This window comes from Rossellomorea aquimaris, assembly GCF_000935355.1.
Lineage (GTDB): Bacteria > Bacillota > Bacilli > Bacillales > Bacillaceae_B > Rossellomorea > Rossellomorea aquimaris_B.
The window spans coordinates 92526-116652 of sequence record NZ_JXZC01000001.1; the positions used below are offsets into that span (position 1 = coordinate 92526).

General features: G+C 40.2%; 28 protein-coding genes. 23 read left to right on the forward strand and 5 right to left on the reverse strand.

The features are described from left to right. Window positions 1-61: 61 nt before the first annotated feature. Window positions 62-742, reverse strand: coding sequence for a queuosine precursor transporter (locus TV75_RS00490; protein ID WP_044336437.1), 681 nt, complete (start codon window positions 740-742; stop codon window positions 62-64). A 101-nt stretch (window positions 743-843) separates the two neighbouring features. On the opposite strand from TV75_RS00490, the gene TV75_RS00495 reads away from it, so the two are divergent. After that, a complete protein-coding gene (locus TV75_RS00495) occupies window positions 844-1500 on the forward strand; it encodes a reverse transcriptase-like protein (RefSeq protein WP_044336439.1) in 657 nt (218 codons plus the stop codon). Window positions 1501-1571: 71 nt separating this feature from the next. Then, window positions 1572-1748, forward strand: coding sequence for a zinc-finger domain-containing protein (locus TV75_RS21300; protein ID WP_082051084.1), 177 nt, complete (start codon window positions 1572-1574; stop codon window positions 1746-1748). A 118-nt stretch (window positions 1749-1866) separates the two neighbouring features. Here TV75_RS21300 and cspD read toward each other — a convergent pair whose 3' ends face one another. Continuing rightward, on the reverse strand, window positions 1867-2067 hold the full coding sequence (cspD, locus tag TV75_RS00500) for a cold-shock protein CspD (RefSeq protein ID WP_034758543.1): 201 nt from the start codon (window positions 2065-2067) through the stop codon (window positions 1867-1869). Window positions 2068-2427: 360 nt separating this feature from the next. Between cspD and TV75_RS00505 the strand changes: the two genes are divergently transcribed. The 5 genes from TV75_RS00505 (at window position 2428) to mntR (ending at window position 6802) form a co-directional block, all read left to right on the forward strand. Continuing rightward, a complete protein-coding gene (locus TV75_RS00505) occupies window positions 2428-3363 on the forward strand; it encodes a metal ABC transporter solute-binding protein, Zn/Mn family (RefSeq protein WP_044336450.1) in 936 nt (311 codons plus the stop codon). Window positions 3364-3382: 19 nt separating this feature from the next. Then, on the forward strand, window positions 3383-4129 hold the full coding sequence (locus tag TV75_RS00510) for a metal ABC transporter ATP-binding protein (protein WP_044336452.1): 747 nt from the start codon (window positions 3383-3385) through the stop codon (window positions 4127-4129). 12 nt (window positions 4130-4141) lie between these two features. Next, the gene (locus TV75_RS00515; RefSeq protein WP_044336454.1) at window positions 4142-5443 is read left to right on the forward strand and encodes a metal ABC transporter permease; all 1302 of its coding nucleotides are present in this window, start codon (window positions 4142-4144) and stop codon (window positions 5441-5443) included. Further along, window positions 5433-6308: a metal ABC transporter permease gene (locus tag TV75_RS00520; protein WP_044336456.1), complete on the forward strand. Its 876-nt coding sequence runs from the start codon at window positions 5433-5435 to the stop codon at window positions 6306-6308. Before TV75_RS00515 ends, TV75_RS00520 begins: the two co-directional genes overlap by 11 nt. 77 nt (window positions 6309-6385) lie before the next feature. Further along, window positions 6386-6802 (forward strand): transcriptional regulator MntR, encoded by a 417-nt coding sequence (mntR, locus tag TV75_RS00525; RefSeq protein ID WP_044336458.1) that lies wholly within the window; start codon window positions 6386-6388, stop codon window positions 6800-6802. Window positions 6803-6907: 105 nt separating this feature from the next. Here mntR and TV75_RS00530 read toward each other — a convergent pair whose 3' ends face one another. Then, on the reverse strand, window positions 6908-7126 hold the full coding sequence (locus TV75_RS00530; protein WP_044336460.1) for a DUF3892 domain-containing protein: 219 nt from the start codon (window positions 7124-7126) through the stop codon (window positions 6908-6910). 198 nt (window positions 7127-7324) lie between these two features. On the opposite strand from TV75_RS00530, the gene TV75_RS00535 reads away from it, so the two are divergent. After that, window positions 7325-7999 carry a class I SAM-dependent methyltransferase gene (locus tag TV75_RS00535; protein WP_044336462.1) on the forward strand — a complete coding sequence of 225 codons (675 nt, stop codon included), beginning with the start codon at window positions 7325-7327 and terminating at the stop codon, window positions 7997-7999. 349 nt (window positions 8000-8348) lie between these two features. Here the strand turns inward: TV75_RS00535 and TV75_RS00545 are convergent, their stop codons facing one another. Next, window positions 8349-9482 carry an MGDG synthase family glycosyltransferase gene (locus TV75_RS00545; protein WP_044336466.1) on the reverse strand — a complete coding sequence of 378 codons (1134 nt, stop codon included), beginning with the start codon at window positions 9480-9482 and terminating at the stop codon, window positions 8349-8351. A 185-nt stretch (window positions 9483-9667) separates the two neighbouring features. Between TV75_RS00545 and TV75_RS00550 the strand changes: the two genes are divergently transcribed. The 13 genes from TV75_RS00550 (at window position 9668) to TV75_RS00610 (ending at window position 22214) form a co-directional block, all read left to right on the forward strand. Continuing rightward, entirely contained in the window at window positions 9668-11359 is a 1692-nt protein-coding gene (locus tag TV75_RS00550; protein WP_082051087.1) for a formate--tetrahydrofolate ligase, read from the forward strand. 28 nt (window positions 11360-11387) lie between these two features. Then, entirely contained in the window at window positions 11388-11885 is a 498-nt protein-coding gene (locus tag TV75_RS00555; protein WP_044336468.1) for a hypothetical protein, read from the forward strand. 45 nt (window positions 11886-11930) lie between these two features. After that, window positions 11931-12794 (forward strand): DegV family protein, encoded by an 864-nt coding sequence (locus tag TV75_RS00560; RefSeq protein ID WP_044336470.1) that lies wholly within the window; start codon window positions 11931-11933, stop codon window positions 12792-12794. 90 nt (window positions 12795-12884) lie between these two features. Next, the gene (locus tag TV75_RS00565; protein WP_044336471.1) at window positions 12885-13529 is read left to right on the forward strand and encodes an HD domain-containing protein; all 645 of its coding nucleotides are present in this window, start codon (window positions 12885-12887) and stop codon (window positions 13527-13529) included. Further along, entirely contained in the window at window positions 13526-15406 is a 1881-nt protein-coding gene (locus tag TV75_RS00570) for an ABC-F family ATP-binding cassette domain-containing protein (RefSeq protein ID WP_044336473.1), read from the forward strand. Before TV75_RS00565 ends, TV75_RS00570 begins: the two co-directional genes overlap by 4 nt. Before the next feature lie 78 nt (window positions 15407-15484). Then, window positions 15485-16612: a conserved virulence factor C family protein gene (locus TV75_RS00575; protein ID WP_044336475.1), complete on the forward strand. Its 1128-nt coding sequence runs from the start codon at window positions 15485-15487 to the stop codon at window positions 16610-16612. A 23-nt stretch (window positions 16613-16635) separates the two neighbouring features. Next, on the forward strand, window positions 16636-17070 hold the full coding sequence (locus TV75_RS00580; RefSeq protein ID WP_044336477.1) for a BrxA/BrxB family bacilliredoxin: 435 nt from the start codon (window positions 16636-16638) through the stop codon (window positions 17068-17070). A gap of 102 nt (window positions 17071-17172) precedes the next feature. Then, a complete protein-coding gene (locus TV75_RS00585; protein WP_367379293.1) occupies window positions 17173-17958 on the forward strand; it encodes a class I SAM-dependent methyltransferase in 786 nt (261 codons plus the stop codon). Between the two features lie 350 nt (window positions 17959-18308). Then, complete coding sequence (locus tag TV75_RS00590; RefSeq protein WP_044336481.1) at window positions 18309-18899, forward strand: YpjP family protein; 591 nt, start codon at window positions 18309-18311, stop codon at window positions 18897-18899. 486 nt (window positions 18900-19385) lie between these two features. Then, on the forward strand, window positions 19386-20075 hold the full coding sequence (locus TV75_RS00595; protein WP_044336484.1) for an anthrax toxin lethal factor-related metalloendopeptidase: 690 nt from the start codon (window positions 19386-19388) through the stop codon (window positions 20073-20075). A 22-nt stretch (window positions 20076-20097) separates the two neighbouring features. Continuing rightward, window positions 20098-20892, forward strand: coding sequence for a thymidylate synthase (locus tag TV75_RS00600; RefSeq protein WP_044336486.1), 795 nt, complete (start codon window positions 20098-20100; stop codon window positions 20890-20892). Beyond that, a complete protein-coding gene (locus TV75_RS00605; protein ID WP_044336488.1) occupies window positions 20889-21374 on the forward strand; it encodes a dihydrofolate reductase in 486 nt (161 codons plus the stop codon). The genes TV75_RS00600 and TV75_RS00605 overlap by 4 nt, the downstream gene beginning before the upstream one ends. A 117-nt stretch (window positions 21375-21491) precedes the next feature. Next, window positions 21492-22214: a lysophospholipid acyltransferase family protein gene (locus TV75_RS00610; RefSeq protein ID WP_253275478.1), complete on the forward strand. Its 723-nt coding sequence runs from the start codon at window positions 21492-21494 to the stop codon at window positions 22212-22214. A 52-nt stretch (window positions 22215-22266) separates the two neighbouring features. Here the strand turns inward: TV75_RS00610 and trhA are convergent, their stop codons facing one another. Further along, entirely contained in the window at window positions 22267-22905 is a 639-nt protein-coding gene (gene trhA / locus TV75_RS00615; protein ID WP_044336492.1) for a PAQR family membrane homeostasis protein TrhA, read from the reverse strand. 192 nt (window positions 22906-23097) lie between these two features. Between trhA and TV75_RS00620 the strand changes: the two genes are divergently transcribed. Both TV75_RS00620 and TV75_RS00625 read left to right on the forward strand, forming a co-directional pair. After that, complete coding sequence (locus TV75_RS00620) at window positions 23098-23751, forward strand: SOS response-associated peptidase (protein ID WP_044336494.1); 654 nt, start codon at window positions 23098-23100, stop codon at window positions 23749-23751. Between the two features lie 83 nt (window positions 23752-23834). Next, window positions 23835-24107 carry a DUF2535 family protein gene (locus TV75_RS00625; protein WP_082051088.1) on the forward strand — a complete coding sequence of 91 codons (273 nt, stop codon included), beginning with the start codon at window positions 23835-23837 and terminating at the stop codon, window positions 24105-24107. Window positions 24108-24127: the final 20 nt, after the last annotated feature.

Below are 24127 nucleotides of genomic sequence, written 5' to 3' on the forward strand. Positions count from 1 at the left end.
TTTCACGTTTTCATCCTCAACATACAAAAGTCGAGTGAAATCAATCACCCGACGTCAAAAATCAAACTATATTCTTAGGGAATCGTTTTGCCACATAACCAAATGGGGTATCAATTATGGATATGATCCATTTGATGAGATAAGTAGTAATGAATATTTCAAACCAAACATCCATCGGATATTCTCCAAGAAAAGCGATGCTGGTGAATACAAGAGTATCAAGAAGCTGACTTACCATCGTGCTTCCGTTATTGCGAATCCAAAACTGTGAATCTGAAGGGAATTTCTTCTTTAAGAACGTGAAGATATACACGTCTGTTAATTGACTTACGAGGTAAGCCACTAAGCTTCCAAGTGCAATTCTCGGAATGATTCCAAAGATCGTAGCGAGAGATTCCTGGGCGAAATCTTCAGGATGCGGTTGAAATATCAACGCTAGCTGCATAATAATAGTCATAACGATTAAAGTGAAAAATCCCAGCCAAACCGCTTTCTGGGCTTCTTTTTTTCCATATTTTTCGTTCAGGATGTCCGTTACTAAAAAAGCGGTCCCGTACATGGCATTTCCTAAAGTGGCGGTCAACCCGAAAATTTCTATCGTTTTAACGACCTGTAAGTTAGCAAGTATCGTGGATATCCCTATCCATACAAATAGTCCGGTCCGTCCAAACATTCGATACATAATAATAAGTAAAGAGAATGTGACGAGAACGAAGACTAACCCAAACCATATATTAAACATTTCATGTCCTCCTATAGTGTAAGCGTAAATAAACAATAGTCCTCATTATACAAATAAAAGTGAAAATGAACAATAAGATGGAAAAAAAGGAGTGAAGATTTATGGAAATGAAACTTAAATTTAAATATGTAAGCAAAACAGCGTCAAGTATATGGTTTGAATCAAACTACTTCCCAAGAAAAGAAACAATGATTCATATTGATGATTTGATGAAAACAGGAAGGGTCCAAGAGCTTGAAATCATCGATGAAATGGGGAATTCTTGGTCAAGGAAGGAATTTATTAAACTGAATCAGGAGTTAGAAAAAGAACCTGAAAACATCAAAGTGTATTTTGATGGGGGCTATGATAATGAGACGCTCCTTGCAGGTGCCGGGATTGTGGTTTACTACGACAAAGGGGGAGAGTCTTTCAGAATCAGAAAAAATGAACTCCTGGAGGAAATAGACAATAATAACGAAGCGGAATATGCTGCTCTACATATAGCTCTCCGATTACTTGAGGAGATTGGCGTCAAAAGTATGCCTTGTACCATTAAGGGGGATTCCCAGGTTGTATTAAAGCAACTGAGTGGGGAGTGGCCTTGTTATGAGGAAGGATTGAATCGGTGGCTTGATCGAATTGAAGCCTTGATTAAAAAACTTAGATTGAGAACCAGTTTGGTCGTACTGAATAGAAAAGACAATAAAGAAGCGGATAAGCTGGCTAATCAAGCCTTACAAGGTACAAAAGTACACAGCAACAAACGAATAGAATAATTTCTCCCTCTATTATATACTCTATAAATAACAACCACATTTAGTCCTTGAACAAGCTTAGGAGTGATCACATGAATCGAAAACAAGTGGTGGATAAAGTGGATGAGCTCATAGACACCTACTGCAATGATTGCTTGCTTAAAGCACACTTTCGCAAAGAATACGGCAAAACGCATGCTCACCGCTTTTGCATAGAACAATGTACGATCGGGGAACAAATAAGAAATTATGGAGAAAAATTGAATTAAAAAGCATAGACGGCTTGGGAAACCCAACCGGTTTATTTGACCAGAAATAAAGGGCGACAATTCTGGGGTATTCCCCCCGTGAATTGTCGCCCTTTTGCATGCTATATTGTTCGACCTATTATAATTTAACTACGTTTGCTGCTTGAGGTCCGCGATTTCCTTCTACAACGTCGAAAGAAACTTCTTGACCTTCTTCTAATGACTTGAATCCTTCACCTTGAATCGCTGAGAAGTGAACGAATACATCGTCTCCACCTTCAACCTCGATGAATCCAAATCCTTTTTCATTGTTGAACCATTTTACTTTACCATTTTGCATTTTCGAATCCTCCTAAATGTTTCAAGCACGTTTGTGCCTCTGGAAAATAATTTTCACGAAATGATGACTTCCATTGCTTAAGTATAAGCATGAAAATTGTACACTTCAATGATGTCTTAACTATACAATATGGCGATTTTCGAGTCAATATTCACACTTTTTTTGCGGAAATTTTTAAATAATTTGGTGATGATGTATTGACAAATATTGAGTAAGGTAATAAAGTTTGCACTAGGGAAACTTTTGTAGTTTAATAAAAAATAAATTACTTATGTAAAAAAAGGTGAACATATGTAAGTTTCATGAATAGGGTAAATGTAATAGAAAATAAAGACAATGAGATTGGGGAGGAGATCAAATATGAATAAAAGACTAATGGTTCTTGTTGGGATGATCATTATTTTATCGGCAGGACTTATCCTTGCAGGGTGTGGAGCTACTACAAGTGGACCTTCAAGCGATAAACTAGTTGTAACGACGACGATCGGGCAAATAGGAGACGCGGTTGAAAATATTGGAGGAGAACATGTAGAGGTTCATAGTTTAATGGGACCAGGTGTAGATCCGCATTTATATAAAGCGAAGCAATCCGATATTGGCAAACTTCAGGAAGCAGATATCATTTTCTATAGCGGCCTCCATCTAGAGGGTAAAATGCTTGAGATCTTTGAAAAAATGAACAAGGAAAAACCGACCTATGCTATCGCTGATAGTATACCTAAAGATAAGCTGCGTAAAGATCAGGCAGATAATACGGCGACAGACCCACATGTATGGTTCGATATTGATTTATGGAAAATCGCATTAGAGCAAGTACGGGATGGATTGATCGAGAAAGATCCTGAGAACAAAGAAGACTACATTCGAAATACAGAAAAGTACTTTGAGGAATTAGATGAGCTTAAAGCATATGCTACTGAAGAAATGGCAAAGATTCCGGAAGAGCAAAGGGTTCTTGTTACAGCGCACGATGCCTTTAACTATTTTGGAGCAAAATACGACCTTCAAGTTATGGGATTACAAGGTCTGAGTACTGATGCTGAATATGGATTAGCGGACGTGCAGTCCCTTGTAAACACACTGGTAGATAGAAACATCAAAGCTGTGTTTGTAGAATCAAGTATTTCTGAAAAGTCGATAAACGCCGTTATAGCAGGGGCAAAAGATAAAGGCCATGAAGTCAAAAAAGGCGGGGAGTTATTCTCTGATGCTATGGGTAAAGAAGGAACAGAAGAAGGAACGTATATCGGCATGTATAAACATAATGTTGATACAATTGTAAAAGGATTGAAGTAAAGTCTTAGGAGGGAAAACCATGAATTCAGTCGATATTAAGGGTTTAACCGTTGCGTATCATAGAAAACCGGTTTTAATGGATGTAGAGTTTTCTGTTCCAAAAGGTAAGTTAATCGGAATAGTCGGACCTAATGGTGCTGGTAAATCTACATTAATTAAAGCCATTTTAGGTTTGATTCCACGCTCGTCAGGAGATATAAAAATCTTTGAAAAAGCATATTCCCCTAAAAGCAAATTAGTAGGGTACGTCCCTCAGCGTGGATCTGTCGATTGGGATTTCCCTACTAATGCATTAGATGTTGTATTAATGGGGAGATATGGTCATTTGGGATGGTTTAAGAGACCATCAAAAAAAGATATTCGATTTGCAATGGAGTGTCTCGATAAAGTAGGTATGACTCAATTTTCATCAAGACAAATCAGCCAGTTATCAGGGGGACAGCAGCAAAGGGTTTTCCTTGCCAGGGCACTGGCTCAGGATGCAGAAGTCTATTTCATGGATGAACCATTCGTTGGTGTTGACGCTGCAACGGAAAAAGCGATCATATCCCTATTGAATGAATTAAAGGAACAAGGCAAGACCGTGTTGGTTGTTCATCATGATTTACAAACTGTTACAGAGTACTTTGATTGGACGTTGTTACTGAATAGAAAAACGATCGCCTACGGTCCAACAAAAGATGTATTTAGCGTAGAGAATTTACAACTAACCTATGGAGGGAAATTATCTTTTCTGGAAAAGGATCAAATGTTAATTCATCCATAGAAAGAGGTGAATATGATGAATCATTTATGGCAATCGATCTTAACGGACGGAAATACCCAATGGGTATTACTGAGTACCTTATTACTGGGCATTGCGAGCGGAGTTTTAGGTAGCTTTGCTTTACTAAGGAAACAAAGCTTAATAGGGGATGCGGTCGCCCATGCAGCATTGCCGGGAATCTGTTTTGCATTTATGTTCATGGGGGAGAAAAATTTCTTTGTACTATTGATTGGTGCTGCCGCCACGGGTCTTCTTGCTGCTTACACGATACAACTCATTACGAATACAACGAGGATCAAGGAAGACACGGCTATTTGCTTAGTATTGTCTGTATTCTTTGGATTAGGCATCGTCCTTTTAACAAAAGTTGCTCAAATGCCTACAGGTAACCAAAGCGGCTTGGATGATTTTATCTTTGGGCAGGCAGCTTCCCTGGTGGGGAGAGATGTTCAACTTATGGGCTTAACGGCAGCGGCTCTAATTATTATTACGTCACTTTTATTCAAAGAATTTAAGGTGAGTACCTTTGATCCTCAATTCGCAAGGGGAATCGGGCTTCCTGTAGGATTTTTGAATTTTCTTTTTGTTTCCTTATTAGTAATTACGGTTGTCATCGGAATCCAAGCGGTAGGTGTCATCCTGATGGCGGCTATGCTGATCACTCCTGCCATATCAGCAAGATACTGGACGGATTCATTACGGACAATGGTCTTTATATCTGGAATGGTCGGAGGCTTATCAGGGGCTGCCGGAACGCTGATCAGTACCCTTGGTAAAGGGTTATCGACCGGTCCCTTCATTGTATTGACGGCTACAGTTATTTTCATCATATCCATGCTTTTTTCTCCAAAGCGCGGATTAATCTCAGTTATATTGAAAAGATTGAAAAATGATGATCGACTGGCTATGCGCTTTATATTGAAAAAGATGTATGAATCCGGTAAACACACGATACGTATGGATCATTTATTTCAACAAAGCAATATTTCTACCTTAAGATTTAATCGGGTATTGAAGCATTTAGTGAAAAAAGGTTACCTGAATCAAGAGGATGGAATATTGACGATTACAAAATCAGGGCTAATGAAAGCGGAGCAATTCAGCTTTGTTGATGAAATCATGGAACTGAAAGAAATGTACCCGAGTGAGTTGGGGTCACTTGATATCCAGTGGCTTGAAAAGGAAGAAAAAGAGGCGTTATCAAAAGAACAACTCACAAAGTTGCAAATGAAAATGTCAGATATTTATATGCAATATCCTTTCTTAAACGTAAAGATGTCAAGCAGAAGGGGGGGGCAGGGATATGAGTTATGAATTATGGATTCTTCTGACTGGTAGTTTGGTAGGTTTATCCTGTGGCATCGTAGGATGCTTCTTAATCCTGAGAAAGATGTCGATGTTAGCAGATGCAATCAGCCATACCGTGCTCCTCGGATTGGTTATGGCATTCATTGTCAGCCAAAGTATGAATGGATTTTATATGCTGATCGGTGCAGCAGTGGCTGGATTGTTGACTACCTTTATGGTTCAGTTATTGAATTCCAGCGGGATCCAGGAAGATGCTGCAATAGGTGTGGTATTTACTTCCCTGTTTGCTTTAGGGGTCATCCTCATTTCATTGTTTGCCAAAAATGTTCATTTGGACGTGGAGCATGCCTTAATGGGTGAAATCGCATTCGTACCTTGGAATACCTTGTCCTTGCCCTTAGTCGGGGACATCCCAAAATCGGTTGTGATGCTAGGATCTGTATTGATCTTAGATATCATCATCATCTTCCTTCTATTTAAAGAGTTTAAATTAACCTCTTTTGATCCCAGTATGGCAGCAGCCATCGGAATTCCTGTACTAGTGGTTCATTATATATTAATGGGACTTGTTTCCGTTACGACTGTATCGGCATTTGATAGCGTCGGCGCAATTCTTGTTGTTGCGATGCTTATTGCTCCAGGAGCTACAGCTTATTTGCTAACTGATCAATATAAAGTGATGCTCCTAATGAGCGGTGTAATTGGAGTCTTTGATAGTATCATTGGATATTACGGGGCAAAGGTGTTTGATGTTTCCATTTCAGGCTCAATGGCAGTAGCCGCAGGAATTATTTTCTTCATTGTATGGATGATATCACCAAAGCACGGGTTGATATCAAGGTTCCTTAACCGAAGATTAACAGAGGAGTAATGACGTGCTTGGGTTGTATTCATTCTGTAGTTATAGTAAACTTTTAATGATATTTATGGAAATTTGGAGGGTACAGAATGCCTACACCAAGTATGGAAGATTATATAGAACAGATTTATATGTTAATTGAGAACAAGGGTTATGCAAGAGTATCAGATATAGCAGAAGCTTTATCTGTTCACCCCTCCTCCGTTACCAAAATGGTGCAGAAGTTAGATAAGGACGATTATCTCATTTACGAGAAATATCGCGGGCTTGTTCTGACTCCAAAGGGAAACAAAGTAGGAAAGCGTTTAGTATATAGACATGAACTGTTAGAACAATTCCTTCGTGTAATTGGAGTAAAAGAAGAGCATATATATGAAGACGTTGAAGGAATTGAACACCACCTGAGCTGGGATTCAATTGACCGCATTGGAGATCTTGTTCAATTCTTCGATGAAGAGAAAGACCGCGTAGAAGAACTTCGAACAATTCAAAATCGCACTGAATGATAATGGGTAAAGCATGTAGAATCCAGACAATTCAAACCAAAAAGGACTTCTTGCTAGAGCATGAAGTCCTTTTTGGCTTGTCGATCTGAAAAGTTTACCATCACTCTAGAAAATGGAAGGGTAGTGATTGAAGCTTCCATCATCGACCGACATACTTGATAGTTCTATTTCTCCCCACTCATTTTCATTCAGGACTACTCCTTGAAGTAATCCCTCTGATGCTTCCAATACAGCTTTTCGATAGGAGATAATACGGCCGGAAGAAGTTTGAAAACTGATAATGTCACCATGGTAGTTCCGTTGGACCCTAGAAATCTCTTCCATACAACATCACCTTTCTTGTTCTGATTATAGGACTAGTATGGACAAAAGAGCAGTAAAACATAATCCAGATCATCAATTGGTTTACATAATAATATTATGATATTCAAATGATTAAACAGAGATCATACCTGAAAAGAAGGATTATGGCTCACTGAATGAGAATAAAGAATAGTATAGAAAAAATATTGAGGTGTACATATGAAGAATTCAGAATGGCATACAAGTGCCAGGTCACGCTGGGAAGATAATGCAGATCATTGGCATTCCAAAAGTGTAGAGATGTGGACAAGTGGAAGCAGGAGGGCTATAATTCCCTTTTTCACTAAACATATTGAACGCGGGGATGCTGTAGCAGACTTAGGATGCGGTGATGGATATGGTTCATTTTTGCTTTTCGAAAAAGGCTATGTCGTCACGGGGATGGATTTCTCCGAAAAAATGGTTAAAATTGCAAAGAAACAAGAAAGGGACTCATTATCTTTTGTTCAAGGAGACTTGCGTTCTCTTCCTTTTCAAGATGAACAGTTTCAAGCTGTAATGGCGATTAATTCAGTTGAATGGACGGAAGACCCCCTTCATACCCTGAACGAAATCGAGCGAATTGTGTCTCCTGACGGGTATATATGCATTGGCCTCTTAGGTCCGACCGCTCACCCCAGGGAAAATGCCTATCCGCGCCTTCATGGAGAAAACGTCATCTGTAACACAATGATGCCTTGGGAACTGGAAAAGCTGGCTGGTGAAAAAGGCTGGAAGAAGGTTGATGAAGAGTGGGTCTACAAAAAAGGAGTAACGTCTTCATTAACAGAGACGCTTCCAAGTGAATTAAAGCAAGCTTTAACTTTTATGACATTGTTTATGTTTCAAAAATAATGAACATGCTCGATCGGAATGGGATCGAGCATGTCTTTTTTATTTACTGACTTCATTTACAAGTTCTTTTTTGATACGTTTATATTGAATCGGTTTTGAGATATCCTTGTCCACTGGTGAGACGTTTCTTTCTCAAGGACTGAATCCAACACGAGCTTTCCCCAAGTTTATCATCCAAGAATATAATTCTGCACTCCTTTTTTGATCACCTGCCAGGAATGGAGGTCCATATTTAAGGCCGGTTCACATGAGACATAAACCTGCAATGAATATTCCTGTAAAGCAGGATCCAGGGAAGCTAAAGAACCGATTCCGGCACCAAATAGGATATAAAGTGGGGGTTTCCAAATCACATTCTTCTTTCAACAAGGGTGTTTATCCTGTGCTCGTGTCGAAGAATATCCTCCACGATCGTTGGACAGGCATTCTTGTTAAATAATGAGGAAATATTTCTCGATAATGATTCTTTGGTGTTGTTATCATATAGACATCGATAAATGCTTTTAAGAAGATCCGTTTGATTTGTATAGGTGAGTGCCGCAGTCAATTTTAATAAGTAATTGGCATTCTCATTCTCCTGACCGGGTGAAGGCTTGAAAATAATGATAGGCAATTTAAAACAAGCAGCTTCCGTTAACGATAAGGCACCCGACTTAGTGACCAGACAATCAGTAAGGGAAAACAGGTTTTCCATTTTGGAAATATATCCGAAAGTGTGGATGTTACCGTTGGATTTAAATTTTTCTAGTTGATTGTATAGCTGATCGTTCCTCCCGCACACAACAGCTACTTGAAGATGATGATCATTCGATAGGGAGGATAAAAGGGGTTCGATATTCGGAACCAAACCTAGACCACCCCCCATAATGGTGATGGTTTTCCGGTTTGGGGAAAGTTCAAATTCTTTATAGTTTTTTTTAACTGTATGATGAAAGCTGGAACGGATAGGTAATCCGCTAACGAAGATTTTCTCTGTCTCTACTCCGTAAGTGACGAGCGTCCTCTTAACGTGATCTGTTGCCACATAGTATTTCTCGATCATGGGATGAATCCACAACGGATGAACACAGTAGTCTGTAATGACGGTATATGTGGGTATGTTTAAGCTTGAGCGAAGCCTCAGGTATGGTGCAGCATGAAGTGGGAATGTCGTGACAATGCATGACGGTGAGTACGTTTCAACCAGTTTCATTAAGCGCTTTTTTCCTAGATGCTGATAAAAGTAGCTCAATCCTTTTGAGGAAAGTTTATCGGTTCCATAGTAGAATGCTTTATAGAAAGGGGAACCGAATTTTGAATATCCTTTTCTTAATAAATTCTGGGCCAAGGAGTGCATTGCAGGGTAGGCTTCTCCATATAGATCACAGATGTTCACCCATTTATATCCCTGGATCCTAAATGTATGAGCTAGAGTTTCAGCAGTTTGAATATGTCCTTCTCCAAAACGAGCGGTCAAAATTAGAACTGACTTTTCTTGCAGCAATCTTATTCCCCCTATAAAAGGCAATAATGGTGGAGATATAAAACATAGTGTAAAATTAAGTAACACTACCATTTAAGATTACAAAGGGATTGTAAATGAAGTTTAAGAGTAAACATGATTTTTTGTAAAATTTATATCTAGGGCTTATGCCCAATACCTATTACATAACTAGAAGGTGAAAACAGGTGACAACGACGAAGAAAATAGTGAAGTCAGATATTGAAATTGCTCAACAGTCGACTATGCAACCGATACTGGACATTGCAAAGAAAATAGGTCTATCAGAACATGATATCGAGCTTTATGGTAAATACAAAGGGAAAATCACGTATGAAACAATTCAAAAAATCCAGGGTCAGTCCGATGGGAAATTAATCTTAGTCACTTCGATCAATCCCACTCCTGCAGGAGAGGGGAAATCAACGGTTACGGTTGGACTCGGGGATGCATTAAATCAGTTAGATAAAAACACCATCATTGCCATGAGGGAACCATCACTTGGACCAACGATGGGAATAAAAGGCGGTGCAACAGGAGGAGGGTATTCCCAAGTGCTTCCCATGGAGGATATTAACCTTCATTTCACAGGCGATATCCACGCTATAACGACTGCAAATAACGCTTTAGCCGCATTGGTGGATAATCATATCCATCAGGGAAATGAACTGAATATCGATCAAAGAAGGATTGTATGGAAGCGGGCTCTGGACATGAATGACCGTGCCCTTAGACAAATAATCGTTGGTTTAGGTGGACCGGTACAAGGTGTTCCACGCGAAGACGGATTTGATATTACAGTGGCTTCTGAGATTATGGCAGTTCTCTGTTTATCTCAAAATCTTGATGAATTAAGAAGAAGACTTGGACAAATGGTTGTCGCATACAACTTTACAAAGCAACCTGTAACCGTTGAAGATTTAGGGGCTGAAGGTGCCCTGACATTATTGTTAAAGGATGCCCTGAAACCTAATCTCGTTCAAACGATTGAACATTCCCCTGCCCTTGTTCATGGCGGACCATTCGCAAACATCGCTCATGGGTGTAACAGTGTCATGGCGACTAAAACGGCTCTTAAGCTGGCTGATTATGTTGTAACTGAATCTGGATTTGGTGCTGATTTAGGGGCGGAGAAGTTTCTGAATATCAAATCCCGAGCTGCAGACATAGCCCCGGATGCCATCGTGCTTGTAGCCACCATTCGTGCTCTGAAGATGCATGGAGGTCAAGGGAAAAGTGAACTTCAAATTGAAAACCTTCGAGCTCTCAAAAAAGGATTGTCTAATCTCAAAAAGCACATGGAAACGTTAGACCATTTCAACGTACCTTATGTAATTGCCGTTAATCGATTTGTGACGGATAGTGATGACGAAATCCAGACCCTTATCAAGTGGTGCGAAGACCTGGGAGTTCAAGTTTCACTAACCGATGTTTGGGCAAAAGGTGGAGAGGGTGGCAGAGATTTAGCGGAAAAGGTGCTGCGTGAGATCGAAGGGAACACAAAAGAATTTTCCCGCCTATATGAACTTTCTGATTCACTCCCATCTAAAATTGAAATGATTGCAAAAAAGGTTTACGGAGCGAAAGAAGTTGACTACACAGTGAAAGCACGAAAGCAGCTCCAGCAGTTTGAAGACCAGGGGTGGGGCGTCCTGCCGGTTTGTATGGCTAAAACCCAATATTCCCTATCAGATGATCCTACAAAACTCGGTCGTCCTGAGAATTTTACAATCACAATAAGGGAGCTGAAACCGAAAATCGGAGCCGGATTTATCGTTGCTTTAACAGGAGAAGTGATGACGATGCCCGGCCTGCCGAAAAAACCGGCTGCGTTTGGAATGAATGTGGATGATGAAGGCAGGGCCATAGGCTTATTTTAGCCACTCAGGTTTGAAAGGAGAGGAAAACATGTTTGATCCAACAGCCTTTGACAACTTAAAGGTAATCTTTGAGGGAGCAGTATATGATCTTGATTTATCAGGGGAAATTCATATTCTTGATCGGAAGGATTTATTTGACTTTGCCCACTACGAGCGTTGTTATCAAATTCACTATTCTTTACCTTACAAGGAATCCATCTCGATAGAGTTTCATTTGAAAGCGGATATGGGTCACTTTCTGGCGGAGCGAAAGATGATGACAGAAAAGAATACAGCAGGAGCTGATATCCTCATCGTCTATAAAGGTGACGAGAAGTTGAAGAATGGCCGTAAGTTACTTGAAGAAACATGGGGTAAAGATAAAAAGTGGGAATGGAAAGAAGTGATATCCTCTCTTAATCCTCCTGCCTGCGAGGGGAATCTGACTTTTAATAGAGTCATCACAGAAGAAATGGTTGATGATGTTCTTCAAATGATTTCCTTTTCAGTTGAAACGTTACAACAACTTGATCGAATAGATTTCTAGTATGGAAGAGAGTTCATAATTATATAGAAAAAGGGGATTTTTACAATGAGAATAGCCTGGGTTACAGATAGCACAGCATTTGTTCCGACTCATTCGAGCAGTAAAGAAAATCACATCTATATCGTTCCGATGAATATCCTCTTTGGTGAGAGCGAGTATCAAGACGGAGTTGACTTATCTCCGGAAGAATTGTTCTTCAAGTTAAAGGAAGAGAAAGTAGAGGTGAAAACCTCACAACCTTCAATCGGTACCTTTAAAAAGTTGTTTGAAGAATTATCCAAGGAATACGATTATATCTTTTCAATCCATGTCTCTTCACATTTTAGCGGAACATATTCATCAGCCCATCAAGCTGCAGAGTTGTTAAAGGAAACACTACCAAACATTATCTGTATAGATTCGAAGGTCATTTCCAATCCATTGACGGAATTAATCCTATACGGTCAAAGACTGCAGCATGAAGGAATGGCTCCGTTACAAATCAGGGAAGCTATCGAAAAAAGAATCGCTTCTTGTGAAACCTATGTCATGGTAGGCAGCTTGGAGCAACTCCATAAAAGTGGCCGAATGAGTGGGCTGTCATTCTTCCTCGGAAGTGTTCTTAATGTAAAGCCCATGCTTGCGATAGAGGATGGTAAACTTGAAGTGAAGGATAAAGTAAGGAGCATCAAAAAAGGTTTGAACAGCATGGCTGATCAATTAAATAGGGCTCTCGCTAATAAACGAATATCGAAAGTTTCCGTATTACATGGTTTAAATCGTGGAGATGCTTTAGAATGGATTGAGCAACTGCAAGAACAATACCCGGAAATCGAATTTGGGGCGTACCCGCTGGGTGCCGTGATTGGCGTACACGCAGGGGCCAATACAATCGGTATAAGCTGGTTTGCAGAAGACGAAGTGAACTAATGAAAAAAGGAGTGATGTGGAGAATGATGCATCGACTCCTTTTTATTCTGATAAGAGGATATTTTTTGGTACAATGGAGGAGAAAGTGATATGGAGCGAAAAAAGTTGGACGATATCATCGACTATTTAAAACGTCAGTACCTTGGGGAGTCTACTGGACATGATTGGTTTCATTTGAATCGTGTCCGTAAACAGGCACTTATCATTGCAAGGGAAGAAAATGTACCCAATACATATATTATCGAACTCGCTGCATTGCTTCATGATGTTCCGGATGAAAAGTTCGTTGAAGAAGAAGAGGGGAAGGAAAAGCTGGACTACATTCTATCCACCCTCTCTCTTCGGGATTCTGAAATGGAATTGTTAAAATCAATAATTTATTCCATTTCATATAAAGGTGGTCACGAAGCAGAATTAACCTCCATGGAAGCGAAAATCGTGCGCGATGCCGATCGTCTCGATGCCATAGGTGCCATAGGAATCGCCAGGACGTTTGCATATGGGGGAAAGAAAGGTCGATCACTATATAATCCTGAATTTCAAGTTAGGGTGGGGATGACCTTAGATGAGTACAGAAATGGGGATAGTTCCAGTATCCATCATTTCTATGAAAAATTACTAAAGCTGAAAGACTTGATGTGTACGGAAACGGGAAGGAAACTGGCAGAAGAACGTCACGCCTTCATGCTAGGGTTTCTAGAGCAATTTAATAAAGAATGGAATGGTCAAGAATGAGAATGTTAACAGCTGAGAATCTTTCTAAAACGTATGGGGAGAAAACTTTGTTTAAAGATATATCGTTTTCAATTACTGAGAAAGAAAGAGTCGGACTGATCGGGGTGAATGGAACGGGTAAATCAAGCCTGTTGAAACTCATTGCCGGGATGGAAGAATATGATACTGGAGAATTTTCGAAGCCGGGCGATTATCATATTGCCTACCTTCAACAGGAGCCTTCTTTTGATGGGGATTTAACCGTGATACAACAAGTATTTCGTGGTGAAGCAAAAATCATCCAGGCTATGCGAAATTATGAAATGGCCCTTATCGAAATGGAGAACAACTCAGAAGATCCAAGAATACAAGAGGATTTATTTGAAGCTCAAAAGCAAATGGATATCCTTCACGCCTGGGATGCAAGTGCAAATGCGAAATCCATTTTAACAAAACTGGGAATTCACGACTTTTCAAAGAAAATGAGCGAGTTATCAGGCGGGCAAAAAAAGAGAGTGGCGCTGGCGGGCGTCCTGATCGAAACACCGGACTTATTAATCTTGGACGAACCGACCAACCATTTAGACTACCAGTCAATTAAATGGCTGGAAGATTATTTAGGGAAGTATAACGGCTCCGTGTTACTCGTGACCCATGACCGTTACTTCCTCGATAAGGTAACGAACAGAATCTTTGAATTAGATGGAGGAAACCTTTACTCCTACAAAGGAAATTATGCCTCATTTATTGAGGCGAAAGCTTCCAGGGAAGAGGTGGAACGCCAATTATCCGAAAAACAGCAAAATCTTTATCGTAGAGAGCTTGCCTGGATGAGAAGGGGAGCAAAGGCGAGAACCACTAAACAAAAGGCTCGAATTCAACGATTTGAAAACTTGGAGGATACGATGTCTTCAGGTCCATCTGGCGGCCAGGTAGATATGGCAATCGGAGGAAACCGTCTGGGTAAACAAGTATTTGAATTCAAGAATGCGTCAAAAATGTTTGAAGACAAGCGCATTTTAGAAGAGTTCTCTTTCCTCATCAAGCCTAAAGACCGTATTGGAATCGTAGGTAAAAACGGGAGCGGAAAATCAACTTTTCTCAACCTCCTTGCCGGGACAGATGAGCTTACAAGCGGTGAATTACTCAAAGGTCAAACCGTAAAGGTCGCTTACTATACCCAGGGTCATGAAGAACTTGATGAGAATATGCGTATGATCGAATATATAAGAGAAGCAGGAGAATATATAACGACGGATAAAGGAGAGCAGATCTCCGTTACATCCATGTTGGAAAGATTCCTATTTCCAATGAGCACACATGGTACATTGATCCGAAAGCTTTCCGGTGGAGAAAAACGAAGACTTTTCTTACTTAAGCTATTAATGTCAAAACCGAATGTCCTCCTACTTGATGAGCCGACGAATGATTTGGATACAGAAACCCTCACTGTTCTGGAGGATTATATAAACGAATTTTCCGGTGTTGTCATAACCGTTTCCCATGACCGATATTTTTTAGATAAAACAGCCGAGCAATTATTGGTCTTCAATGGAGATGGACAAATCGACTTTTACTTTGGTGAATACACTGAGTACCTGGAAAAGAACGAAGCGAAAAGTAAGAAGCAAGATCCGGTCAAAAAGCAAGAATTTGCTCCCTTGAAGGAAGAGAAAGAGAAAAAGAGGCTTTCTTACATGGAAAAGAGGGAATGGGACGAAATCGAAGAAAAGATGGCAGACATCGAGCAGCGTATAGAAGAAGCAGATGCTGAGCTGCAAAAGGTCGGCAGTGATTTTGAAAAAGCACAAAAGTTAATGAACGAAAGTGAAGATCTCAACGAACAATTGGAAGAGCTCATTGAAAGATGGACATACCTCTCCGAATTTGCTGAATAAGCCTCTTCGTTTAAGGCGTCTTGGATACTGTGTTAGAATGAATGGTATAAGAACAATTTATAGAAAGGGGTACCAAGCTTGAGGATAGTATCGATTGAACCTACTCCAAGTCCTAATACAATGAAAGTTCTGCTTGATCAGGAAATGAAAGCCGGAAAGAGCAATAATTATAAAAAAGATGAAGTGGACGGGGCCCCTCCCGTCATTAAAGACATCCTTGCCATTGAAGGCATCAAAGGGGTCTATCATGTTGCCGACTTCTTAGCCGTTGAACGAAATGCGAAATTCGATTGGCAAGAGCTTTTGCCACAGGTTAGAAAGGCATTCGGTGAAGATACTCTCGACCAGGAAAATGAATCTCATATGGAAGAACATTTTGGTGAAGTGAATGTTAGCGTACAGATGTTCAAGGGAATTCCCATGCAAGTGAAGGTGACAGATGGGGAACAAGAGAAGCGGTTTTCCCTTCCAGCACCATTCCTGGAAGCGATCGGTCAGGCTCAAAAAGAGGGAGATAATGTCGTCCTTCTCAGAAAGTGGAAAGATTATGGTATCCGGTACGGGGACTTAGATGAGATTGGCAATAATGTGACGGAAGAACTGGTTGCAGCCTATCCTTCTGAAAGACTGGCAGCACTTGTCCAAGAAGCACAGGAAACATCCGATTCCAAAGGACCTCTCATTTATAAGAAAAAGCAAAAGGTGAGTATCGCGGACTTTGAAGCCCCGGACTGGCAAACAAGGTATCAGAAGCTGGATGCGATGGAGGATCCCACTTTAGACGACCTACCCCTGTTGGAAAAAGCTCTGGAGGATGAGAAAGTATCCATTCGCCGGTTGGCTGTTGTCTACTTAGGAATGATCGAAGATGAAAAAGTCCTTCCTCTATTGTATAAAGGTTTACAGGATAAATCAGTGACTGTAAGAAGAACGGCTGGAGATTGTCTGTCAGACCTGGGCTTTAAGAAAGCAACTCCTGAAATGATCGAAGCTTTAAAGGATAAAAGCAAGCTTGTAAGATGGCGTGCTGCAATGTTCCTTTATGAAGTCGGCGATGAATCTGCACTGCCAGGATTAAAGGAAGCAGAGAATGATTCGGAATTTGAAGTGAAATTACAAGTGAAAATGGCAATCGAACGAATTGAAGGCGGCGAAGAAGCAAAAGGTTCTGTTTGGAAACAGATGACCGAAGCACGTCAACAATAAAAGAGAGAAAGGATTGAAATATGATGTCAATGGCATATGAAGAGTATATGAGACAGTTAGTTACGCCGATGAGACAAGAACTTACAAAAGCAGGCTTTAAAGAGCTGGGTACGGAAGAAGATGTAGTGAATCATATGGAAAATGCAGATGGAACAACCCTGGTCGTTGTTAACTCTGTATGTGGGTGTGCAGCAGGACTGGCAAGACCAGCTGCAACGCAATCAGTCATGAATAATGAAAAAACGCCAGACCATCTTGTAACGGTTTTTGCCGGTCAAGACAAAGAGGCGACAGCCAAAATGCGAGAGTATTTCGAAGGATACGAACCTTCTTCCCCATCCATGGCCTTACTGAAAGGAAAGAAAGTCGTCCACTTCATCCCTAGGGAAGAAATTGAAGATCATGATATTTCGTCGATTATTTCCAATTTATCCACAGCTTTTGACCAAAATTGCTAAATGGCCAAAAAGAAACGGGTGACTCTGTCATCCGTTTCTTTTTATGGTAGGATAAATAAACGTAAAAAATATGTACAAGTAAAATGGTACCGATAAAGGAGAATGTTTATCGTGTTTGTCACTACATGCGGGAGAGCGAACCAGGAAGTCATAGAGAAAGCATATAAAACAGCTGAGGTACTCGATATTCCCTATATCCCCAGAAAAAAAAGATCGATTTTACACCATATGAATCTGCATGGACAAGACTGTTTAGTCATTGGAAAAGAGAGATTGGAACTTCATTCAAGAGAAGAAAATAGCGGCCCTTTCTTTTTCCATCCAAACTCCGCTTCCTTTCGGATTAAAAGAGTCATGCGAGGGGAGATCGATCCACTCATTGAGGCTGCAGATCTTAAAGAAGGTATGAGTTTCCTGGACTGTACGCTGGGTCTTGCTTCAGATAGTATTATCGCCAGCCATATCGTCGGCGAAAAGGGGAGAGTTGTCGGAATTGAAGCGAATAAGTATATTTCACATATCCTTCATCACGGACTAAAAGACTGGGTATCTCCACTCGATGAACTGAATAGCGCTATGAATCGAATCACCGTCATTAACGGGCATTTTCAGAAAGAATTAAAGGGTATACCGGATGATGCATTTGACGTCGTCTACATTGATCCGATGTTTGAAGAAGCCTTGACCGATTCTCACGGAATCAACCCCATCCGCCAGTGGGCAAACTACACAGGCATAACAAAAGAAGGAATAGAAGAAGCAAAACGTGTGGCCAAAAAACGGGTAGTATTAAAAGAACACTATCAGTCCCCACTATTCAAAGAACTGGGATTTGACGTAATCAAAAGACCATCAGCCAAATTTCACTTTGGAATCATTCGAGTTTAAAGAACATGTTTATAAACGGATTGTTGATTTTTAGTGATAGGTAAATTATGTAAAATAACAGCATTGTTTATCAAAACTAAACAATAAAATAGACAGGCATCTTAAGCCTGTCTAATCATCTAAGTATTAATCAGTGAATCCTAGTACAACGAAATAACCTAATAGAAGTAAGTATCCGATATTGATCATAAGTCCTGTATCCATCTAGTTATCCTCCTTACAAAGTATCCTCTTTAATATACTACCACATAAATATTTTTATATCCTACAAAAAAATGAAACCTTTTTCACTTTTTATCTGTAAGAAATAGTATAATAATAGACGTAATACATAGGAAAGGACGTTATCTATGTCAATCTGGCTCAAAAAGTCGTTTTTTATCCTGCTATCCATCCTGACATTTGGACTTGTTTCCCCTTCACAAGCCTTTCTAAATGAACATAATCATACCATGGCAAAAGGCAATGGGAAGCCTTCGTCGGTTGAATCTGTTCCAGAGGAAGTACTGGAAGAGGAGTCTTCCATTTCCTATGAGGATTTCGTAGGGAATATGATGGTACAGGCAGAGAAAAACGCTTATGAAAAGTTCGGGGCTAAGATCAAGCCTGTCATTGAAGACGAATTCAAGTCTTTAATCCTTCCTAAAATCGAAAAGGCGATAGCTGATACAGCTGTTCAATTTCCAGAAGAAGACTTAACGTCACTTACTATTTCAGAAGTGCCTCAATATGCAAAAACGGAAAAGATTTTTCATATTTATGACGAACGCTCTGGTGAAGATGTCATACGTTTCCATGTAAGAAAAGATCATCCGCCAAAAGATGGCTATTACTTCAACTTTCACTATCATACAGTGCATGACCAATTTCAAGCACATCATGACTTAGGAAGCATCTATTGGGATAAAAACACTCCACCGCAATGGTTGAGTGTTTCGTAATCCCAGTGATTTCATAGAAATGAATGAAAGCAAGTACGTGGACGAGCGTGCTTGCTTTTTTTGTATCTACAGGGATTGTGGCCATTCCGGCATGTTCGCCTTATGCTTGTCGCCTCTGCCCAAGCCGCCTCCGCTTTAGTGTCATCCAGCTCCGGCGGCTAGCCCCTCGAGGTCATAAGCTAAATTGGCCAAGAAGGCAAAGGACGCCTTCCCGGCCAATTCATCTTATGCTTGTCGGGGCTAAACGAGCCGCCTGCGCTTTTGCTTCATCCAGCTCCGGCGGCTAGAGGCTCGAGGTCATAAGTCAAACATGCCAAAAAGGCAGAAAGCGCCTTTCCGGCATCTTCGCCTTATGCTTGTCGCCTCTGCCCAAGCCGCCTCCGCTTTAGTTATTGGAAACAATCTCTCCTAAAACGACTCTATCATTATGTTAAAATAGTAATAACGATCATGATACTTTTTCTGGAGGAAAGGAGGGGACAATAAGTGAAGCGCATCTTTAGCATCGTCGTTATTTCGGTTATTCTTGTCATTCTGTGGGCCCATTCAAAAGCCGACTACAGTGGAACCCTCTTAAAGCATTCTCCTCTTAAAACACAATTACAACTTCAATCCAGTAAACAATTAGAAAACATGGTTCTGTTGCCCCAGTCAAATTATGATAAATCAGCGGCAATGGAAATGATTGAAAGACTAGATCATATTCCGACTCCACTCTTAGAGTCTACGAATTCACAAGATATTAAAATAAGATTATTTGAAAAAAATTTAACCGATTTTTCTACCACAAGTCACTTGAAAGGAGTTACCCCAAGAGGGTACACTAATAAAAGTATCACATGGGATGACGTTCCTGGAATTGGCGGATCCAAGCTTGTTTTGGTGAAAATCGGTCACAGTGAGAAAGGGAAAGGTCACAGTTCGATTAATTTAGAATTACATGAACTCGCCCACAGTATAGATCGTTACGTCTTAAAGGACCTTGACTATGAGCTCGAATTCTTGCCTCTTTGGAAGAGAGAAGCTCCACAGGTTTTCCCGGACCAACCCTATTTTCTTCAATACAAAGAAGAATATTTTGCAGAAACATTTGCCATGTATTATTTAAACTCAGAATCTAGAAATCTTCTTAAAAAGAAGGCACCAGCAACATATCAATTTTTCAAAGAACTATAAACTTATAAAAGGTGTGGTCAGTGTGAAGCAATATTTAGACTTGTGTAAACATGTTCTTGAAAATGGCACGAAGAAAGAAGATCGAACAGGTACAGGCACGATCAGCACGTTCGGTTATCAAATGCGTTTTGACCTAAAGGAAGGTTTCCCTCTTCTTACCACTAAAAAACTGCATGTGAAATCCATCATCCATGAACTTCTCTGGTTTCTAAAAGGGGATACGAACGTTGAATACCTTCAAGAAAACGGAGTCCGAATCTGGAATGAATGGGCGGATGAAAACGGAGAATTAGGTCCTGTATATGGTCATCAATGGAGATCATGGTCAGGAGCGAATGGTGAAACGATTGACCAAATAACGAATTTGATTGATACAATCAAAAACAATCCCGATTCCAGAAGAATGATCGTAAGCGCATGGAATGTTGCAGATGTAGATCATATGGCTTTACCCCCTTGCCACTGTCTATTCCAATTCTATGTAGCCGATGGAAAACTATCCTGTCAGCTTTACCAACGATCTGCTGACGTATTCCTGGGCGTTCCTTTTAATATTGCATCTTATGCCCTATTAACGATGATGGTAGCACAAGTTTGTGATCTGGAACCAGGAGAGTTCGTCCATACTTTTGGTGACGTCCATATCTATCAGAATCACCTTGATCAAGTAAACTTACAGCTTTCAAGGGAACCCAGATCATTACCAACGTTAACAATCAATCCTGAAGTAAAGGATATCTTTGGGTTCAGCTTTGAGGATTTCTCCCTTGAAGAATATAACCCTCATCCCCATATCAAAGGAGTCGTGAGTGTATGATTTCTTTTATATGGGCAATGGATAAGAATGGCCTGATCGGGAAAGACAATGGTTTGCCATGGAGATTACCGGAGGACCTGAAATTTTTCAAGAAAACGACGGATGGCCACGGGGTCGTCATGGGAAGAAAAACGTTTGATTCCATTGGTAAGCCGTTACCAAAACGCGAGAATGTCATTCTTACAAGAAGTAAAAACTTTCAACCTGAAGGCTGTCTTGTCCTGCATTCTGTGGAGGATATCCTGGAATGGGCGGAAGGAAGAAATTCAGAAACCTTTATTATGGGTGGGAGAGAAGTGTACAAGCAGTTCATCCCTCACGTAGATAAGTTGTATGTAACAGAGATTCATCATGAATTTGAAGGCGACACGGTAATGCCTGCTATCCCTTGGGAGGAATTCACCTGCACTTCCTCTGAAAAGGGATTAAAAGATGAAAAGAATCCTTATGATTATGAATTTAAAGTGTATATAAGAAAATAATCGCTAATAGGGGAATGCCTGATCTGTTCGGCATTCCCCTATTTTTGTCTATTTTCCTATCTATCCTTCCTGTATAATGATGAAAGGAATTTCAAGGAGGATAAAAAAGTGTTTAGAATGATGTATGTGTTGATTTATATGTGTGTGTATCTTATTTACAGTTTGCCCACTCTTCAAAAAGCAAAAAGGCTGGGTAGTGATATTCCGGTTGAAGAACGCGATCGCATGATCCATAGACTACCAAAAGAATGGGCAAGGGGGATAATGAAAAAGACTGGGAGTGCTATACATATTAGTGGACAGCAGCATATTCCTGAGGGGCCTGTCCTGTTTGTGGCTAATCATGGGGGAGACTTTGATATCCCTGTCCTATTAGGATATGTAAAGAAACCATTTGGCTTTATTTCTAAAGTTGAGGTGAAAAAGCTGCCAATCATCAGTGAATGGATGACCATGATATCGTGCATTTTTATTGATCGTAAAAATAGAAGACAGGCGATACAATCAATCCATAAAGGGAGCCTATTACTGAAAGAAGGCCATTCCCTACTTATTTTCCCTGAAGGTACCAGAAACAAAGGGGGAGAACTGAAAGAGTTTAAAACAGGTGGTATTCGCATGGCAAAAGATGCAGGTGTGCCGATCGTCCCGGTGGTGATTCAAGGGACAGCTGATATGTTTGAAAATCATCCCCGCGGTATCAAGCCATGTGATATTTATGTTGAAATACTTCCATCCGTGCCTTCCGCATATGTAGCAGGCAGTGACGTAAAAGAGTTATCCAAAGAACTCAGAGGAATCATTCAAGCTTCATTGGATAAAATAAAAAAAGTATCATAGTAAAAAGGCTAGCACATTAGCTAGCCTTTTTATTATTTATGTGTTGAATTCCTTAAACGTAAAAGAGAATGCAAAAATACATAAAGCTGCTTCCAGCTAACACGAAAAGATGCCAAATAGCGTGATTGTAGGGTAATTTGTTCCACACGTAGAAAATAGCTCCGATGGAATACATGATTCCGCCTGCCAGCAGCAGTCCGAATCCGGCACCGGTAAGACTGGCATATAATGGTTTAATGGCAATGATGACAAGCCAGCCCATCACTAGGTAAAAGAGGGTGGAAACAACTTGGAAACGTTGAACGAAGTAGCATTTAAATACAATTCCTACAATCGCGAGTCCCCAGACAATGCCGAATAATGTCCATCCCAATGCACCTCTTACACTGATTAGCATAAACGGCGTATACGTTCCAGCGATCAGGATATAAATGGCCGAATGATCTAAAATGGCAAACAGATTCTTTACCTTTGATGGCTTAAAGCTGTGTAACAGGGTTGAAAATAAGTATAGAAGAATCATTGATGCACCGAAGATAGAGAAGCTCACAACATGCCAGGCAGATCCTTCATGTACGGCGAATATGATTAACATCACTAAAGCGGGTATGCTCAAAATTAATCCGATTCCGTGGGTAATGGCGTTTGCAACTTCTTCTTTCCAATTGGAAAAGTCGAAATCATAAGTCAAAGAAGTCTCATCCTTTCTATTATCCCCTCATTGAATTCTCAATGAGTCAACATTGTATATAATTATGATAATCCTCTTATCGTCATTGTGCAATCATTAACATAGTAAAGGATTAAAGTACGCCTTTTGGATTAGAAATTTTTCTCATCATAATGTATATTCCTAAGTAAAGAAACGAATGAGGTGACAGTTGTGTGCGGTAGATTTTCCTTAACAACCCCTTTAGAAGAATTAGTGAGACAATACTTAATTGATGAATTCCTGGAAGAATGGCAGCCCCGGTACAATATTGCCCCATCACAAAAAGTTCTGTCCCTTATATCACACAAGGGCAAGCGCAGAGCCGGAGAGATAACGTGGGGCCTCGTTCCTCATTGGGCAGACCGGAAGAAGTGGAAACCGTTAATCAATGCCCGAAGTGAAACCTTATTGGAGAAACCGAGCTTCAAATCCCTTGTCCATTCGAAAAGAATGGTGATCTTTGCAGATGGCTTCTATGAATGGAAGAAGGAGAACACACAGAAGGTTCCTGTGAGATTTCAATTAAAAGAGGATGAGACCTTTGTATTTGCCGGGTTATGGGATCGTAATGGGGAGGATACGACCTCTACGATTCTTACTACAGAAGCTAACACACTTGTAGAACCGGTGCATGAACGAATGCCCGTTATTCTCACGGATCATGAAGCTATTGAAAAATGGCTGAACACAGATGATTACTCCTTTGAGGAAGCTTCCTCGGTTTTAAGGCCCCTTCATAGAGACGTAATGAAAGGATACGAGGTATCCAATATTGTTAACTCACCCAAACACGATTCGGTAGAATGCATACTTCCTGTTTCATAAGAAATCTTTAGAAAAATATTAGTATTTTGCATGATTAGACATTTTATGCGCCATAAAATGGGGTATAATAAGAGTATAAACGGGTGAAAAAGAGGATTGATACTTTGCTGACAAAAACCATTGAGTTCAAATCAAAGGATGGACGGAAGGTCAAAATCTTGGAAGTTCCTGTCATGAAGGAAGATAGCCCACTTTATCTAAGGGTAAATCTTAGGCTGAATCAATTTATTACAAGAATTGTCAACCATAAGGGGCCTAAGACCATCTTCAGCTTTAGAGAACATTTAAAGAGAACGACGAAATGGTCAGAGTATGAAGAAATTTATCAATCAGAAGAATTAAAGAATAATGCATAATTTAAAAAGGGGGGCAGGTC